Source organism: Pseudothermotoga sp., assembly GCF_031962025.1.
Taxonomy (GTDB): domain Bacteria; phylum Thermotogota; class Thermotogae; order Thermotogales; family DSM-5069; genus Pseudothermotoga_B.
The window spans coordinates 1-15,455 of sequence record NZ_JAVRKW010000006.1 but is presented as its reverse complement, the minus strand read 5'-3'; the positions used below and the strand labels follow the sequence as shown (position 1 = coordinate 15,455).

14 protein-coding genes, 2 pseudogenes and 2 riboswitches are annotated in these 15,455 nt (G+C 40.6%); of the genes and pseudogenes, 15 read left to right on the top strand and 1 reads right to left on the bottom strand.

The window, feature by feature from the left end; all coding sequences use genetic code 11:
• Positions 1-2: 2 nt before the first annotated feature.
• From AC4E92_RS06060 to AC4E92_RS06030, 7 genes and pseudogenes are all read left to right on the top strand, one after another.
• Complete coding sequence (locus tag AC4E92_RS06060; protein ID WP_490239702.1) at positions 3-2,498, top strand: glycoside hydrolase family 38 N-terminal domain-containing protein; 2,496 nt, start codon at positions 3-5, stop codon at positions 2,496-2,498.
• Positions 2,499-2,651, top strand: a pseudogene (locus tag AC4E92_RS06055) (methyl-accepting chemotaxis protein); the annotation flags it as partial.
• Positions 2,652-2,952: 301 nt separating this feature from the next.
• The gene (locus AC4E92_RS06050; RefSeq protein ID WP_490239701.1) at positions 2,953-4,197 is read left to right on the top strand and encodes a sensor domain-containing diguanylate cyclase; all 1,245 of its coding nucleotides are present in this window, start codon (positions 2,953-2,955) and stop codon (positions 4,195-4,197) included.
• Positions 4,196-4,257: riboswitch (Fluoride riboswitch) on the top strand. Its footprint overlaps the gene before it by 2 nt.
• Before the next feature lie 23 nt (positions 4,258-4,280).
• Positions 4,281-4,991, top strand: a complete 711-nt coding sequence (locus tag AC4E92_RS06045) for a DUF6062 family protein (protein ID WP_490239700.1) — start codon at positions 4,281-4,283, stop codon at positions 4,989-4,991.
• Complete coding sequence (locus tag AC4E92_RS06040) at positions 4,958-5,905, top strand: AAA family ATPase (RefSeq protein WP_490239699.1); 948 nt, start codon at positions 4,958-4,960, stop codon at positions 5,903-5,905. The genes AC4E92_RS06045 and AC4E92_RS06040 overlap by 34 nt, the downstream gene beginning before the upstream one ends.
• Positions 5,895-7,175 carry a DUF58 domain-containing protein gene (locus AC4E92_RS06035; protein WP_490239698.1) on the top strand — a complete coding sequence of 427 codons (1,281 nt, stop codon included), beginning with the start codon at positions 5,895-5,897 and terminating at the stop codon, positions 7,173-7,175. The genes AC4E92_RS06040 and AC4E92_RS06035 overlap by 11 nt, the downstream gene beginning before the upstream one ends.
• On the top strand, positions 7,156-8,508 hold the full coding sequence (locus AC4E92_RS06030) for a hypothetical protein (RefSeq protein ID WP_490239697.1): 1,353 nt from the start codon (positions 7,156-7,158) through the stop codon (positions 8,506-8,508). Before AC4E92_RS06035 ends, AC4E92_RS06030 begins: the two co-directional genes overlap by 20 nt.
• Positions 8,509-8,519: 11 nt before the next feature.
• Here the strand turns inward: AC4E92_RS06030 and AC4E92_RS06025 are convergent, their stop codons facing one another.
• On the bottom strand, positions 8,520-9,356 hold the full coding sequence (locus AC4E92_RS06025) for a VIT1/CCC1 transporter family protein (protein WP_490239696.1): 837 nt from the start codon (positions 9,354-9,356) through the stop codon (positions 8,520-8,522).
• 104 nt (positions 9,357-9,460) lie between these two features.
• On the opposite strand from AC4E92_RS06025, the gene AC4E92_RS06020 reads away from it, so the two are divergent.
• From AC4E92_RS06020 to AC4E92_RS05985, 8 genes and pseudogenes are all read left to right on the top strand, one after another.
• Complete coding sequence (locus tag AC4E92_RS06020) at positions 9,461-9,802, top strand: ferritin family protein (RefSeq protein ID WP_490239695.1); 342 nt, start codon at positions 9,461-9,463, stop codon at positions 9,800-9,802.
• A 1-nt stretch (position 9,803) separates the two neighbouring features.
• Positions 9,804-10,592 (top strand): family 1 encapsulin nanocompartment shell protein, encoded by a 789-nt coding sequence (locus AC4E92_RS06015; protein WP_490239694.1) that lies wholly within the window; start codon positions 9,804-9,806, stop codon positions 10,590-10,592.
• Between the two features lie 99 nt (positions 10,593-10,691).
• Positions 10,692-10,794: riboswitch (purine riboswitch) on the top strand.
• Positions 10,795-10,840: 46 nt separating this feature from the next.
• The gene (gene purE, locus AC4E92_RS06010) at positions 10,841-11,308 is read left to right on the top strand and encodes a 5-(carboxyamino)imidazole ribonucleotide mutase (RefSeq protein ID WP_490239693.1); all 468 of its coding nucleotides are present in this window, start codon (positions 10,841-10,843) and stop codon (positions 11,306-11,308) included.
• Positions 11,309-11,320: 12 nt separating this feature from the next.
• Entirely contained in the window at positions 11,321-12,025 is a 705-nt protein-coding gene (gene purC / locus AC4E92_RS06005; protein WP_490239692.1) for a phosphoribosylaminoimidazolesuccinocarboxamide synthase, read from the top strand.
• A gap of 10 nt (positions 12,026-12,035) precedes the next feature.
• Positions 12,036-12,290 carry a phosphoribosylformylglycinamidine synthase subunit PurS gene (purS, locus tag AC4E92_RS06000; protein WP_490239691.1) on the top strand — a complete coding sequence of 85 codons (255 nt, stop codon included), beginning with the start codon at positions 12,036-12,038 and terminating at the stop codon, positions 12,288-12,290.
• On the top strand, positions 12,287-12,991 hold the full coding sequence (gene purQ, locus AC4E92_RS05995) for a phosphoribosylformylglycinamidine synthase subunit PurQ (protein ID WP_490239690.1): 705 nt from the start codon (positions 12,287-12,289) through the stop codon (positions 12,989-12,991). The genes purS and purQ overlap by 4 nt, the downstream gene beginning before the upstream one ends.
• Positions 12,978-15,152 (top strand): phosphoribosylformylglycinamidine synthase subunit PurL, encoded by a 2,175-nt coding sequence (gene purL, locus AC4E92_RS05990; protein WP_490239689.1) that lies wholly within the window; start codon positions 12,978-12,980, stop codon positions 15,150-15,152. The genes purQ and purL overlap by 14 nt, the downstream gene beginning before the upstream one ends.
• A pseudogene (locus AC4E92_RS05985) lies at positions 15,152-15,455 on the top strand (amidophosphoribosyltransferase); the annotation flags it as partial. The gene purL and the pseudogene AC4E92_RS05985, both read left to right, overlap by 1 nt.

The window sequence follows — 15,455 nt, the reverse complement described above, 5'->3', positions numbered from 1 at the left end:
GCTTGAAAAAAGTCTATGTGGTAACACACACTCACTGGGATAGAGAGTGGTACACAACCTTTGAAATTTTCAGAGAAAGACTGACGCTCTTACTCGAGAAACTGACCAATCACATGAAATCAAACGATTCATTCAGACATTTCCATCTGGACGGACAGACCATAGTGCTTGAAGATTTTGAAGAAACCACAGGTATGAAACAAGAACTTCTGGAATTAATAAGAGATGGCAGAATCAGTGTTGGTCCTTGGTATGTCTTGGCAGATGAATTTCTCATAAGTGCAGAATCCTGGATTAGAAATTATCTTTATAGCCAAAGAGTTGCCAGCAAATTTGGTGTAAAACTTTCCAGTGTAGCCTATCTGCCAGATATGTTCGGACACAACGCTTACATGCCAGCGATAATCAAGGGACTTGGATTAAAATGGGCTGTCGTATGGCGTGGTGTTGATGGTGTCGAGGATACAACTTTCATCTGGTCAACACCTTTTGGTGATTGCGTAAATACAGTTTATCTGATTCACAGTTATTCAAACGCAGCACACTTTGGCAGTGATGAGCAATCATTGAAGAGAAAATTTATCGAAGAAACCAACAAACTCCTGAGCATAACTTCACATAACCCACCGCTTTTAATGAATGGAACAGATCATGAGATACCGTATTTTGATATAGATAAAATTCTCCAGGAAATCTCTACAAACCAGATTAGATTCATCCAGACAGGATTAGAGCAATACATTCAAGAACTTGAACAACCACAGATCCAGCTTGCTGGAGAGCTGAGATCACCCAGAATCGTGCCGGTTCTGAAAGATGTAACCTCTGCGAGGGTATGGGAAAAGATATTACATCATCAAGCGGAGAAATTCTATATTCATTACCTGGAACCAATTCTCGCTATCTCCAAACTCACAGATGATTCCATACCAGTTAATTCTATCTGGTACGGATGGAAACAGATTTTGCAATGCCAGCCACACGACAGTATTTGTGGATGTAGCATCGACGATGTACACAGGGCTATACAGGTGAGATTAAAAAATGCAATCGATCATGGAAAAGCTCTTTTTGCAAAGACTTTTCTTAAAATCACCAACAAGCGCATCAGTGACATGGGCGTTACGGTTTTTAATACGCTTGAAAATGAGTTTCGCGGTGTTGTTGAAGTTTATTTGAACCTGGAAAAAGGAGAGTATCAATTTGTCGATGAACATGGAAATCAGATAGAAGCAGTTATGGTAGAGTCCACCAAAGATCTGCAAAAGGATCTGCAAAATGATATGAGTACGCTCGTAAGATTCTACGAAAGTGATACCACAAAGGTTATTGAAAATGATCCAAGAAAAACATACAAATGTTTCTTGAACATTTCAGTACCGAGTTTTGGCTTCAAATCGTTCAGCATCGTACGCTCAAAATGTACAAAAGGATCCTTTGATCAACCTCACCAGATAAACGAAAACGGAACATTGACTTTAAAATGCAAAAAGGGAACCTTTGAAAATCTATGCTATCTCGAGGACATAGAAGACGTGGGTGATGAATACAACTATAGCTGGTCATCAAAAGAGATCTTCACTTCACTTAAAACCAAGGCTGATATAAGAACATACATCGATTCTTCCTTCATAAAGAAAATAATAGTCACAAACAATATGCAGATACCAGAATCAATACAGAGTGATAGAAAAAGTCGTTCGAAAAAATTAGTGGATCTGCCGTTTGAAATTGAATATACATTTTACAGAGACTTACCCAGAGTAGATGTAAAACTTCTATTCACCAACTATACGAAAGATCACAGGCTATCTGTAGTTTTTCCGTTCGGAAACCTTTCAGAAATCATCAGTGATGGTTATTTTGGTCCTGTCCAGCACAGAATAGAAAAATTCTGTGGCGATTACTCAAAATGGGCAGAGTTGCCAGAAAACAATTTTGCAATGTACTGGTTTGTGACCATCCCACAGATTGGCATGACAATTTCGACAAAAGGGCTCAGAGAAGTACGCGTTGAAGATGGTAATCTTAAAATAACTCTGTTGAGAAGCGTTGAATGGCTTTCAAGGAATGATCTTGTCACAAGACCGGGTCATGCTGGTCCTGGTATCAGAACACCAGAAGCACAGGGAATTGGTGAACATGTTGTGCAGTTCTCAATAATCCTACACGACAGATGGGATATTGAAGATGTCTATAAGTGTGTTAGAGATTATCAGATAACCCCTATTGCGATCCAAGGTAAATTTGAAAAACTTCCAAAAGTAGAACTGACGATAGAAAAAGGATTTTTGAGTGCTTTCAAGCCTTCAGAAGATGGCAAAGGAGTGATAGTCCGGGCTTTTGATCCCAAGGGAAATGAGCCGATTATCAACTGCCCCTATAAAAAAGTAATCGAGGTAAACCTTATGGAAAAACCGGTTCAAGCCTCAGAAAGACTTAAAAATGTACGAAACTGGTTCATAGAAATTACACCACAAAGACTGCATACAAATTGACAGAACGCAGAGGAAATCACAAATGCCGTCAAAGAGGTCAACGCCAGAGTTCAAACGATCAGCGCCAGCACAGAAGAGATCACCAGTAAGGTGCATGCCATCAGGGAAAACGCGCAAATGCTCAAAGAGATCGTTGCCAGATACAAAATTTGAGCGACCTTCAAAAAGCCCTTCTTATCGGAGGGGCTTTTTTTAAAACTGCGTTGTTGTTTTTATGATGAACTACCATCCACCTAAAGAGGTAGAGGTTTTATGAGAAGTTTGACAGCAATTTAGCTGCCCTTATTCTCACAGGGTGGTTCACACACCCACTACTGGTTATCTGCTTTGTCACAGACTCACCAGATACCTCCAAAAATGTTATACCATACTGTTAGCAATTCATCTTCATCTTGTAGAAGATGGAGTCTTCTTGCTTATTTTTTTGATAAAATCAAAAAAGGTGATATCTTTGATGTTTTCAACAAAATACTTTCGTACTGTTTTTTATGTTTTGGTTTTTTCAGGGCTGTTTTTGCTTGCACGGCAAAATTATCTTTTTTATCACAGTATAATAGAATTTTTTGCGATATTCACAGCTCTGTCGATCAGTCTGATTGCACTGTCTACTGTAGAACTCACAAGCAACAAAATATTCGTAAAATTCGGCGTACTATACTTTTTCGTAGCCATCGTCGATTTTCTCCACATGCTTTCCTACAAAGGCATGGGCGTTTTTCGAAACTGGACGGCGAACCAGCCAACTCAGTTCTGGATCATCGGAAGGCTGCTTGAAACGATTGGTTTTTGTACTATCGTGTTTTTTCCAAAATTCAAGGTGCGAACGGTCTTTGCCATTTTCAGCTCTCTGAGCGTGTTTTTCACAATGGGTGTATGGCTTGGATTTTTTCCAGACTGCTTTGTTGAAGGTTCTGGCTTGAGCGTTTTCAAGATCGGTGCGGAATATGCCATGGTAATTGCGCTTGTATTTGTTCTGTTGAAGATAATCAAAAGCACAGATCCATCAATTGCCGCTTTTCGAAAATCACTTGTGCCAGCAATAGTTTTCACGGCGCTTGGTGAGATATCTTTCACTCTCTACAGCGATGTTTATGGTTTTTTCAATTTTCTCGGACATGTGTTCAGATTCATTTCCTATCTTTTCATCATGAATGGGGTTATTGTGAATTCTTTGAAAAATCCCGTGCGAACTTTGCTGAACCAACTGGAAAGAGAAAAACAGCAACTCAAGCAGGCTGCTCAGTGCGACCCGCTCACAGGTCTATACAACAGAAATTTTTTCAACGAATGGATTAAGAACAGAACTTTGCTCAAAACTCCTCTCTCGTTCATCGTTTTTGATGTGGACAACTTCAAGCAGATAAACGACACATACGGACATCTTGTGGGAGATGAGGTTTTGAAGTTCATCGCCAGCAGTATTTCAGAGTGCGTTCGTGCATCGGATATAGTTGCAAGATACGGGGGAGATGAATTCGTCGCGGTATTGGACAATGCGGATGAACAGCAGGCGGTTCAGGTGGCAGAGAGGATAAGAGAAAAATTGAAAAATTCGAAAAAATTCGACTTCAGTTTGGATATAAGCTACGGTATAGCACAGTTTGATGCGACTGAAAACTACATCCGCAAGTTGTACGAAGCAGATATGAAGATGTACAGTATGAAAAAACAAAAAAGTGGTATGATATCAACGAACTGAATACCACGGCAATGGGGTCTGCCGTATTTGCCTGTAAGGGCTGATGACTCCTGCTTTTAAGGCAGGAGTTTTTTCTTTTTGAGGTGAGTAAATTGAAGCCAAAAGATCTGGTGGAAATTAAAATACTTGACATAATGTCTTTGAATGATCAGTCATGTCCCGTATGTGAGCTGATAAACGAAAGTACGGAAAAACTCATTCATACCATTTTGTACGAGTTTGTGAATGATCCACAGATAAGATCCAGTTTGAGAACGATGGGTTTTTGCAAAAAGCATGCACAGATGATTGAAGAACATCTTCAGAAACATCCTGAGCTTGGGTTATTGGGTATAGCTATTATATATGAAGACATGCTTGATCAGAGTATCAAAATCCTGCAAGATGGTGAATTTTCGGCTTTAAAAGTGGAAAATTGCTATCTGTGCGAGCGTGAAGAGCAAACAGAAAAAATCTACATAAATTCCTTTGGTAAAATCTTGAGTGATGTCGAAGGCATGACGCTTTTTTCGCAAAACAATTTTGTTTTCTGCCTTGATCATTTCATCAAAATATATCAACTTGTTGATGAAACTGCAAGAAGGCGTTTCAAGGAGATTCAAATTGAAAAGTTAAGCCGTTTGAAAGATCTGCTGACCATTTTCATTGACAAGCACGATTATCGAAACAGAGAACCTTTTGGAAAAGAAGCAACTGTGTACAAATTAGCTGATAAATTGCTGGCAAAACCGTTAAATTTGAACAACAGGAGGAATCACAGATGGCGACTCTGGAAGAATTTGCAAGAAAAATAATAGAGAATGTCTCAAAAGTGATCGTTGCGAAAGAAACCGTCGTGGAAAAGATACTGGCTTCCATGCTGAGTGACGGTCACGTGCTTTTAAACGACGTGCCCGGTGTTGGTAAAACCATGCTCGCCAGAGCACTTTCAATTTCCGTCGGTTTGGATTTCAACAGAATCCAATGCACACCAGATCTACTACCATCGGACATAACGGGCTTGAATATCCTGGACACAAAACACAATGAATTCGTTTTCAAAAAAGGTCCTGTCTTCACCGATATTCTTCTTGCAGATGAAATAAACCGTGCGACTCCAAGAACACAATCTGCACTGTTACAAGCCATGGCAGAAAGGCAGGTAACAGTTGATGGAATCACATATCCGCTGAGCAGGCACTTTTTCGTAATAGCCACACAGAACCCTGTGGAATTCGAAGGGACTTTTCCACTTCCTGAAGCTCAGCTTGACAGATTTGCAATCTGTGTATCGATTGGCTATCTGAGCAAAGAGAGCGAAATGGAAATGCTACGCAGGCTCGAAAAAACCCATCCAATAGATTCACTCAAGCCCGTCTGCGACAGCCAGGAATTGGACCAGGCAAAGCAGGCTGTCAAACAGATTTACATCGATGATTCCATACTGGACTACATAATAAGGATCGTTTCAAGAACGAGAGAACACGAAGATATAGCACTTGGATCGAGTTCAAGAGGTGCCATTGCACTCATGGAAGTTTCCAAAGCCCTGGCTGGTTTGAGAGGAAGAGAGTACGTCCTGCCGGATGATGTCAAAGAAATAGCAATAGACACACTGGCACACAGAATAATTCTGAAACCCGAAGCAAGACTCATGAGAAAAACCAAGCAGGAAATACTAAACCAGATTCTTCAAATGGAGGAGGCACCAATAAAAAGTGAAACTTGAATTGCGAAAAATAAGCTCTTCCAACCACATGCTCTCTTTGATCACAGCGCTATCTTTACTCTGGCTTTTAGTAAATTTCAATGGTTTTTCAGTGCTTGTGTGTATCTGCTGTGGATTTTTATGGTTCAACTACCTATCCACGAAAAAGATGATGGGAAAGTTCGATATCGAAAGATGGACTAATCGAACACGAACTTTCACAAATGAAGATGTGACGATCTACCACAGATTATGCAACTCTTATGGAAGTTTTGGCATAAACGTTCTATCACAGATAAAAGTAGCCGGACTTTTGACTTACAACCTTTTAGACCAGTATGTATTTATAAAAAAATCTCAGCCAGTTGTTCTGCAGGCTAAGACGTCATTTTCAACCAGAGGCAGGAAAATTCTCGGTGATTTTTTAATAGTCTATGAACATCCACTTGGCTTTTTCAAACACTGGGCGTACTACTCTGCCGAGCAGGAAATACTCGTTCTGCCAAAGATAATGAATCTGGAATTTTTTCCTTCCAGATTGAGAGAACTTCTTGTAGGAACCAGATCAGATTTCAAATTACTCGAAGATGCGACTCAGATAAAAGGTGTCAGAGAATATTCCAGTGAACCATTGAACAAAGTCCACTGGAAAATATCTGCCAAACTGGGCGCGCTGTACGTGAAAGAACTCGATTTCACCGCTGTAAGCAACACCGTTGTTTATCTGGATTTGAATCTCTCAAAGGATATATTTGCAAAAAATGTCTGGGCACAAATAAGGAAAAATTACGAGGAAGAAGCGGTGCTTGCAGCATCATCCATCATTTACTGGCTGACAAACCACGGAAATCGTGTAGACATCGTTGTCGTGGCAAAGGAAATCTTGAAAAGAAATTACGGTTCCACATCCGATTGGGTCAGTGCTGTGGAACTTCTTGCAATGGCAGAGGGTGATGATAACGGACCACAGCTTGCCGATGAACTGGCAAAAAATCTGTACAGATTGAATCCATCTAACACATTGGTGATAATATCCATGTACCTGACCGATTCACTTCTTCCACTGCTCATAAGTGCCAGAGCAAAAGTTTCACGGGTGATCGTGCTTTTGATTCCATACGGTTTTAGAGATCCAAGGTATAAACCTTCAAAAACATACGAAATGTACCCGCTGGATATGCAAAAACTGAATCAAAAAGCAAAATCACTTGAAAGAGAACAAATAATCGTCAGGATAGTCAGACCAAATCAAACATTGCAGGAGGTATTTGATGAAATCCAGGGCTATTGAAAGACTTTTGACCATTGTTTTACTCTCATTGGTGAGTTTTTACCTGTTCAGCTCATCTATGCCAGTCTGGGCAACTTTGGTATTTGTCGGTTTGACGCTGCTGGCATTTATTCTTCTAAGTTGGGACCTGGGCTGTTCAATGGTCTTCATCTTTCCAGTCATTTTGCTCACCAGTTTCATACTGGCTGGTATTATCAAAATCGAGTTTTTGAGCTCGATAATGTTCGCTTTGCTGGCAACAGCACTTGTTCTGACATTTGCCTCAAATGGTCTGATTTCCATATCTTCTCTCATCTTCATCGGAGTATATCTGAGCCTGGCAAAACCACACGGAACAGTTATTGACCTTTTGTATTTCGGATCTGTGCTGGGAATATGGTATCTGAGCAAATCAAAATTGTTCAATCTCAAAATCATATCAATATATGTACTATCAGTTCTCATAATTGCCGCTGTGTTCTACGGCATTAATTTTGTGCCACTTAAACCCGTTCTGTCATCGATTTTGGCTCATCAGGAACAGCAGATTCAAAAACAAAACCAAGAAACAGGACAAATTTTTTCAATGAGAACATCTCAAAAACAGTACAATTCCAAAAAAAGTTTCCTGACAGAATTCATAGACAAAGTATGGTTTCCAGTAACACTCTTACTTTTTGGATCTTTGTTATTCATCTTCTCTTTGAACAACTTTGGAATCAAAGGAACGCTGAAATTGTTCGTGTTTGGAATGCTCATTTTCACTGTTCTTATGAGTTCTCTGTCCTTATTTCTCAGGTTCATCAAGCCGTCTGAGAGTACTTTTCAACAAATCACCCAGCAAGAAAGCACTGAACAACATCAGGAAGTTTACCAGCCGCTGAGCTCTGCAACAATAGTGGTTGAAAACTCACAGACAGAAAAATCAAAAATAAACATCACACCGATTCTTGACGTCATAAGCACATCAGCCCTTTTGCTTGTAACTTTCATACTGGTTTATTCGATACTGAAAAACATACCGCAGAAAGGTTCTTATGAACAAAAATCCCATGAAAACATACCGCAAGACATCGAATTCTACCCGCTGGAATCTATTCCTGAGTACGAACCTTCTGAGAGATTCATACTCGGTGCTTACTGGTGGTTGAGAAGAAAGTATTTTCCTCAACACCATCATTTAACGCCGTTTGAGATACTTAAAGTGGCTGAAAAGCAGGAAAATCTGTCTGTTATGACAAATACGTATGTGAAACTCAGATATGCGAAACAAACTTTATCAGAACAGGAAATGAAGGCTTTCTACGAAAATCTGCTCGATTTTGTCCAGCAAAGACAAGACCACGATGCATAAAAACCACGATTTTAAATATCAATGTTGAAAAACTTTCTGACCAAAAGACCTATGAAAAATGAAATCGCTGCTATTCCTATGCTTATAGATAGCATCTCTAAAAAGTTCTTTCTAAAGCTTTGATCTTTTACCACAGCCACGAAAAAAGTGAAAATAAAGATCACAAAAACTGCATTGAGCACGGTCAAAGAAAGTGCAACAAACGGGTTTTTCAAAACAAGATATGGAAAGGTCAAAAACAAAACGGTGAATATATAAGTGATACCCGTGTAAAAAGCGGATTTTAGAGGTTTTTTCTCGCTGTCTTCTGATTTTCTTGATAGATAATCAGATGCAGCCATGGAAAGAGCGGCAGCTATACCGGTTATTATTCCAGAAAGTGCCACGATGGTCGTTTTCTGTATAGCCAGTGTGAGCCCGGCAAGGGCTCCGGTTAATTCAACAAGTGCATCGTTCAATCCAAGAACCATCGATCCTATGTAATCGAGCTTCTCTTCATCTATCAGTTTTAAAAGCCTTTCTTCATGAGTTTTTTCATCAGCCATCAATTCTCTCAACAGATCTTCTTCTGCCATTGAGTAGGCTTTTTGAGCCTTTTCTTCTGCTCTTTCCATCAGTTTCAGCGCAAAGGTCAATCCAAGAATTCTTGCAAGAAAGACATACCAAAAAACCTTAAACCAGTTTGGTTTTAATTCAACTTTAGTTATTGAACGGATTTTTTCATAGTGAGAGAGTTCTTCAAAAGATATGTCGGCTAAAATCTTTGAATTTTCCGATTTATCGTACTTTGCAAGTGTTTCATAGACGACATGTTCGGTGATCTCATTTTTCTGAAACTTGACCAGCATGCTTTTTCCTCCGTGAAAATAGTATAACTTAAACTAAAGTCTATTGTGCGAAATTGGTCTTCTTTTAGTTCTTCAGTGATAAAATAATCTTAGGAGGTGGAATTATGCCAGAATTTGTAAATCCATTCAGCGGGAAAGTTCCTGACAGGAAGCTAACTCTTGCAGAATTAATAAGGGCTATCAGACTCAATATCGCCGCAGAACATGAGGCTGTTCATCAATATCTTTCTCATGCCGATGCGACTGATCATCCTTTGGCAAAAAAAGTACTCACTGAAATCGCGAAAGAAGAGAGAGTTCACATTGGAGAATTTACAAAGCTTTTAGAGATACTCACAAAGGACGAGGCACAGTTTATGGCACAGGGAGCAAAAGAAGTCGAAGACATCGTTAAGCAAATAGGTGATGAAGAACCCACAGTTGGTTCTCTAAAGGATGGTGAGTGATATGGCAAACAAATACCTGATGAGAGAGGATGCACCTTTATCATCAGAACTGTGGGAACTTTTTGACAAAACCATGGTTGAAGTTGCAAAAAACCAGCTCACAGGCAGAAAGATTCTTCCAGTCAAAGGACCCTTTGGTTTTGGTGTAAGACAGGTATCCCTGGCAGATGTTGAAATCGAACCCGGAGTTTTTTCAACAAAAATTCTTCCGTTGACTTATATACACAAAACTTTTTCAATCTCCAAAAGAGACCTCGCTGCTTACGAAAAAGAGTCAGTCTCAATTGATCTTTCTTCGCTTATCGAAGCTACCAGAAAATGCGCTGAAATTGAGGACAGATTGATTTTTGAAGGAATAAATTCCAAAGGGCTACTCAACTCAGATGGTGTGCTCAGTGTAGAGCTCAAATCATGGAAAAATGTCGGACAGGCAGTTGAAAACGTTATCGAAGCAGTTACTCGTCTTGACGAAGCAGGTTTTCACGGACCTTATTTGATGGCTTTATCTGCTGAAAGGTACAACTTGCTTTTCAGAAGATACGAGAGCGGAAATCAGACCGAACTTGAACATCTCAAAACCATAGTTAAAGCAATCCACAAAGCTCCTATTTTGAAAGACTGCGGCATTTTGCTGCAGGAATCAGATGCATACGCTTCGATAATAATTGGTCAGGATATGTCAATAGGCTTTATAGGACCTGTAGGAGAAAAACTCGAATTTTCAATTTCTGAAAGCCTTGCACTTGCTCTGAATACACCTTCTTCTGTGTGCGTAATGAGATCAAAGTAAGAGATTTGTTTTTAAAATCAAAGTAAAGTACTTTTACCTATTTTGAAAATCCATGAATGAATTTCATGGTATCATTAGGATGTACAAGTGAATAATTTCCCTCCCACGGGGAAATGCCCTTGTATAATTCCGAGAATAGGGCTCGGAAGTCTCTACCGGACAGCCGTAAACTGTCCTGGCTACAAGGGCCTTATCTTTTATCGGTAGAGACTTTCGCTACCGATTTTTTTATTTCTGGAGGTGTTCATGTGAAGGTCGCGGTTGTTGTGGGAAGTGAAAGTGATCTAAACCATGCTCAACAAGCCTGTGAAGTACTCAAATCCTTTGAACTTTCATACCAAGTTTTTGTTCTCTCTGCGCACAGAACCCCACTTGAAACAATGGAATTTGCAAAAAATGCAGACAAAGAATTCTCGGTGATCATCGCTATGGCTGGTAAAGCCGCACATTTACCGGGAGTCATAGCATCCATGACTACACTGCCGGTGATCGGTGTACCACTCTCTGTATCTCTAAATGGTCTTGATTCGCTTCTTTCCATTTCACAGATGCCGACAGGTATACCCGTGGCAACGGTGGCTATAGATGGAGCAAAAAATGCGGCACTGCTCGCTGTAGAAATTCTGGCTCTGAGCAATCAGAATCTCAAAGAAAGACTCATGCAGTATCGAGAAAATCTGAGAAGGTCTGTCTTGGACAAAAATAAAAATTTATGAAAGGATGAGACCATGGAAAAAAGGCAAATGATCTATGAAGGAAAGGCAAAGAAAGTCTATCAGACTGACAATCCGGATCTTTTAATCATCGAGTATAAAGACGACGCAACTGCTTTTGATGGTAAAAAACGCGGTTTAATACCAAACAAAGGCATTCTGAACAACAAGATTTCATCGATCTTCTTTGAACTACTTGAGAAAAACGGTATCAGAACACACTTTGTCAGGATGTTGAGTGAAAGAGAGATGCTTGTCAAATCGGTGAAAATAATACCAGTAGAGGTTATCGTCAGAAACATCGTGGCTGGTAGTCTTTCAAAGAGATTGGGTTTGAGTGAAGGAACACCGTTGAGTACAACTGTTCTTGAATTTTGTTACAAAAGCGATGAACTTGGAGATCCAATGATAAACCACTACCATGTGCTTGCAATGAATTTAGCATCCAAGCAAGAGATTGAAAAGATCGAACAAATGGCATTGAGAATCAATGATATTTTGAAGGATTTTCTGCAAAGCAGAAACATAGTCCTGGTTGATTTCAAACTGGAATTTGGAAGATCAGGTGATCAGATACTGCTTGCCGATGAAATCTCACCAGATACCTGCAGGTTCTGGGACAGCTCAACCAAGGAGAAGCTGGACAAAGACAGATTCAGAAGAGATCTTGGCAATGTTGAAGAAGCTTACTGGGAAATATACAGAAGAGTGAGCAGTTAGGAGTGATCGTGTGTATAAAGCAAAAATTCAGATTACTCTAAAAGACGGTGTGCTTGATCCACAGGGTAACGCAGTCAAACAGGCACTGCATCATCTGGGATTTGCACAAGTCCAAGACGTGAGAATTGGCAAATTGATAGAGGTCTTTTTTGACTCAAATGATCAGGATCTGATCAAACTCAGAGTGAAGGAAATGTGCGAAAAGCTCCTTGCAAATCCCGTTGTTGAAAGATACTCCATACTGTCTGTGGAGGAAGTAAGATGAGATCGGCTGTCGTTGTTTTCCCCGGTTCAAACTGCGATTCAGATACTTACCACGTTTTAAAAAATGTCGTGGGCTTTGACTGTCAGTATGTCTTTCACAAAGAAGAATTCTCACCACACGAATTTGATCTGATTGTACTGCCGGGTGGTTTTTCTTATGGAGATTATTTGAGAGCCGGTGCAATAGCGAGATTTTCACCTGTTATGAAAAGCGTAACACAGGCAGCAAAGGAAGGCGTGCTTGTTCTGGGTATCTGTAACGGTTTTCAAATACTGACCGAAGCCGGCTTGCTGGACGGTGTACTCATGAAAAACAAGGATCTGAGATTTCACTGTCATGATGTCTATCTTCGAGTTGAAGATAATCAGACACCATTCACACTGATGTACCAGCCTGGAGAAATCGTCAGAATGAGCATTGCACATGGGGAAGGAAATTATTTCATCGACGATCCTGAAAAAATAAGTTCTCAGGTGATATTCAGATACTGCAGCAAAGATGGGGAAATCAGTTGTGATTCCAATCCAAATGGTTCTTTGCAAAACATAGCCGGTGTGGTCAACAAAAACAGAAATGTCCTTGGTTTGATGCCGCATCCGGAAAGATGCTCTGAGAAAATTCTCAATTCAATCGATGGAAAAAGGATTTTCGAATCAACCGCTCTTTATCTGGAACGGAGGAAATCTCATGCACTCATATAGAGAACTTGGTATCAGCGATGATGAATACAAGAGGATAGTTGAAATATTGCACAGAGAGCCAAACGAAGTTGAAATTGGAATGTTTTCGGTGATGTGGTCAGAGCATTGCAGTTACAAACACACAAAGCGTCTTTTAAAAAAATTTCCAACAACAGGTGAAAGAGTTGTCCAGGGACCTGGGGAAAACGCAGGTGTGGTCGACATAGGTGACGGTCTGGTGGTTGTTTTCAAAATGGAAAGTCACAACCATCCGTCAGCCGTAGAACCATTCCAGGGTGCTGCAACTGGGATAGGCGGTATTGTGAGAGACATATTCGCAATGGGTGCAAGACCGGTGGCTTTACTCGATTCGCTCAGATTTGGCGATCTGAAAGATCCAAAAACAAAATATCTGTTTTCGGGTGTTGTCTCTGGCATTGCGCATTATGGAAATTGTATAGGTGTTCCCACAGTCGCCGGTGAGATATACTTCAACAACTGCTACGATGACAATCCTCTGGTGAATGTAATGTGTGTTGGAATAGCCAGAAAAGAAGATATCAAGTTTTCCAGGGCAACTGAAACTGGCAGTTCGGTAATGCTCGTTGGCAGTTCAACGGGAAGAGACGGCATACACGGTGCGAGTTTTGCATCGGAAAATCTCAGTGAGCAATCAGAAAAGAAAAGACCATCTGTTCAGATAGGGGATCCATTCACAGAGAAACTTTTGATAGAAGCATGTCTTGAAGCAAGCAAGCTCGATTGCGTGCTGGCAGTTCAGGACCTTGGTGCCGCGGGCCTTACTTCAGCCTGTTCAGAAGTAGCTTCAAAGGGTAATAAAGGTATAGAAATAGAGCTTTCGCTCGTACCACAGAGAGAAGAAAAAATGACAGGTTATGAAATAGTTCTCTCAGAGTCTCAGGAAAGAATGCTGCTCATTGTCAAGCCGGGTTTTGAGCAAGAAGTCAAAAAGATTTTTGAAAAATGGGACCTTCATGCACAGAACATAGGCAGGATAACAGATGACAATCTTTTCACAGTAAAGATGAACGGCAGAATTATTGCTCAACTGCCGGTGAAAGCCCTTACAGAACAGGTACCAGTTGTCGAGCTCAGAGCAACTGAATGGAACAATTGCTGTGAAGTAGATTTCCCGAAAGTAGAAAATATACAACAGGCTTTTTTTGCACTCCTTGCAAGCGAGAATATCTGCAGCAGAAGGTCTGTATATGAACGATACGATCACAGGGTAGGGACAAATACCGTGGTACTACCCGGTGGTGATGCATCGGTCCTGAGAATAAAAGGTCTGAACAAGGCAATAGCGGTCACAACAGACTGTAACAGTTTTTACTGCTATCTGGATCCATACGAAGGTGCAAGAATCTGTGTTGCAGAGGCTGCGAGAAATCTGGTCGTTACGGGTGCAGAACCGGTTGGTATAACAGACTGTCTCAACTTTGCAAATCCAGATGATCCAAAGATTGCATACCAGATAGAGAAAACCATACAGGGCATAGCCGATGCTGCGCAAAAACTGCACATACCGGTTGTGAGTGGCAATGTCAGCCTTTACAACGAAAGCCATCGCAGAAAAATCTACCCGACTCCTGTCATAGGAATGGTCGGTGTGATAGATGATCTGAATATTTGCACAGCCGATTTCAAAGATAAAGGGGACCTTGTGGTACTTCTGGGAAAATGCGATGTCCAAACAAGAGCCTGTGAATACACAAGAAATATTTTGAAGATCGAATCTGGTAAACCACCATTCTTGGACCTTGAAGAAGAAAAAAGATTACACAGAGCATGCCCGAGATTGATCAGAGAAAAAATCATAAAATCAGCGCATGACATTTCCGATGGAGGTCTTGCCATATCTCTTGCACAATCCTGCATTCTGGGTGGCTTGGGGGTTATCTGTGATTTGAAAACAAATACAAGAGCAGACTTTGCACTGTTTGGTGAGGATCAATCAAGGATCATCGTGAGTCTTTCAAGAGAAAAGCTCAGCTCTCTTGAAAAAATCTCACGTGAAGAAGGTGTACAGGTTACTTTAATAGGTGAAGTAGTTGAAAAAGATTTTGTGATAAGCGTTAATGAAGAAAAGGTCATAGACACCGACGTAGATACGATCAAAAACATATACGAAAATTCACTCGAAAAGCTGGTGAATGGATAATGCCGATCAAAGAAGCGTGCGGATTGCTGGGCATATACTCTTCACAGTTTGATGAATCAATAGCAAGAACTGTTTATTACGGTCTTTTTGCCCTGCAACACAGAGGGCAGGAAAGTGCGGGTATAGCTGTGAGTGATACCAGATCGATCAGATATCACAAGGGGCTTGGACTTGTATCTGAGGTTTTCAATGAGGAAGATCTTCAAAACCTTGGTGGAAAGATAGCCATAGGTCATGTTAGATACTCAACGACTGGCAGTAACTGCCTGAACAACGCACAGCCCTTGGTTGTCAAGTACCATT

Excerpts from the sequence above, each read along its gene's own strand:
- AC4E92_RS06050 (WP_490239701.1), top strand. The coding sequence starts at position 2,953 with ATGTTTTCAACAAAATACTTTCGTACTGTTTTTTATGTTTTGGTTTTT.
- AC4E92_RS06040 (WP_490239699.1), top strand. The coding sequence starts at position 4,958 with ATGGCGACTCTGGAAGAATTTGCAAGAAAAATAATAGAGAATGTCTCA.
- AC4E92_RS06030 (WP_490239697.1), top strand. The coding sequence starts at position 7,156 with ATGAAATCCAGGGCTATTGAAAGACTTTTGACCATTGTTTTACTCTCA.
- AC4E92_RS06025 (WP_490239696.1), bottom strand. The coding sequence starts at position 9,356 with ATGCTGGTCAAGTTTCAGAAAAATGAGATCACCGAACATGTCGTCTAT.
- AC4E92_RS06020 (WP_490239695.1), top strand. The coding sequence starts at position 9,461 with ATGCCAGAATTTGTAAATCCATTCAGCGGGAAAGTTCCTGACAGGAAG.
- AC4E92_RS06015 (WP_490239694.1), top strand. The coding sequence starts at position 9,804 with ATGGCAAACAAATACCTGATGAGAGAGGATGCACCTTTATCATCAGAA.
- purC (WP_490239692.1), top strand. The coding sequence starts at position 11,321 with ATGGAAAAAAGGCAAATGATCTATGAAGGAAAGGCAAAGAAAGTCTAT.
- purQ (WP_490239690.1), top strand. The coding sequence starts at position 12,287 with ATGAGATCGGCTGTCGTTGTTTTCCCCGGTTCAAACTGCGATTCAGAT.
- purL (WP_490239689.1), top strand. The coding sequence starts at position 12,978 with ATGCACTCATATAGAGAACTTGGTATCAGCGATGATGAATACAAGAGG.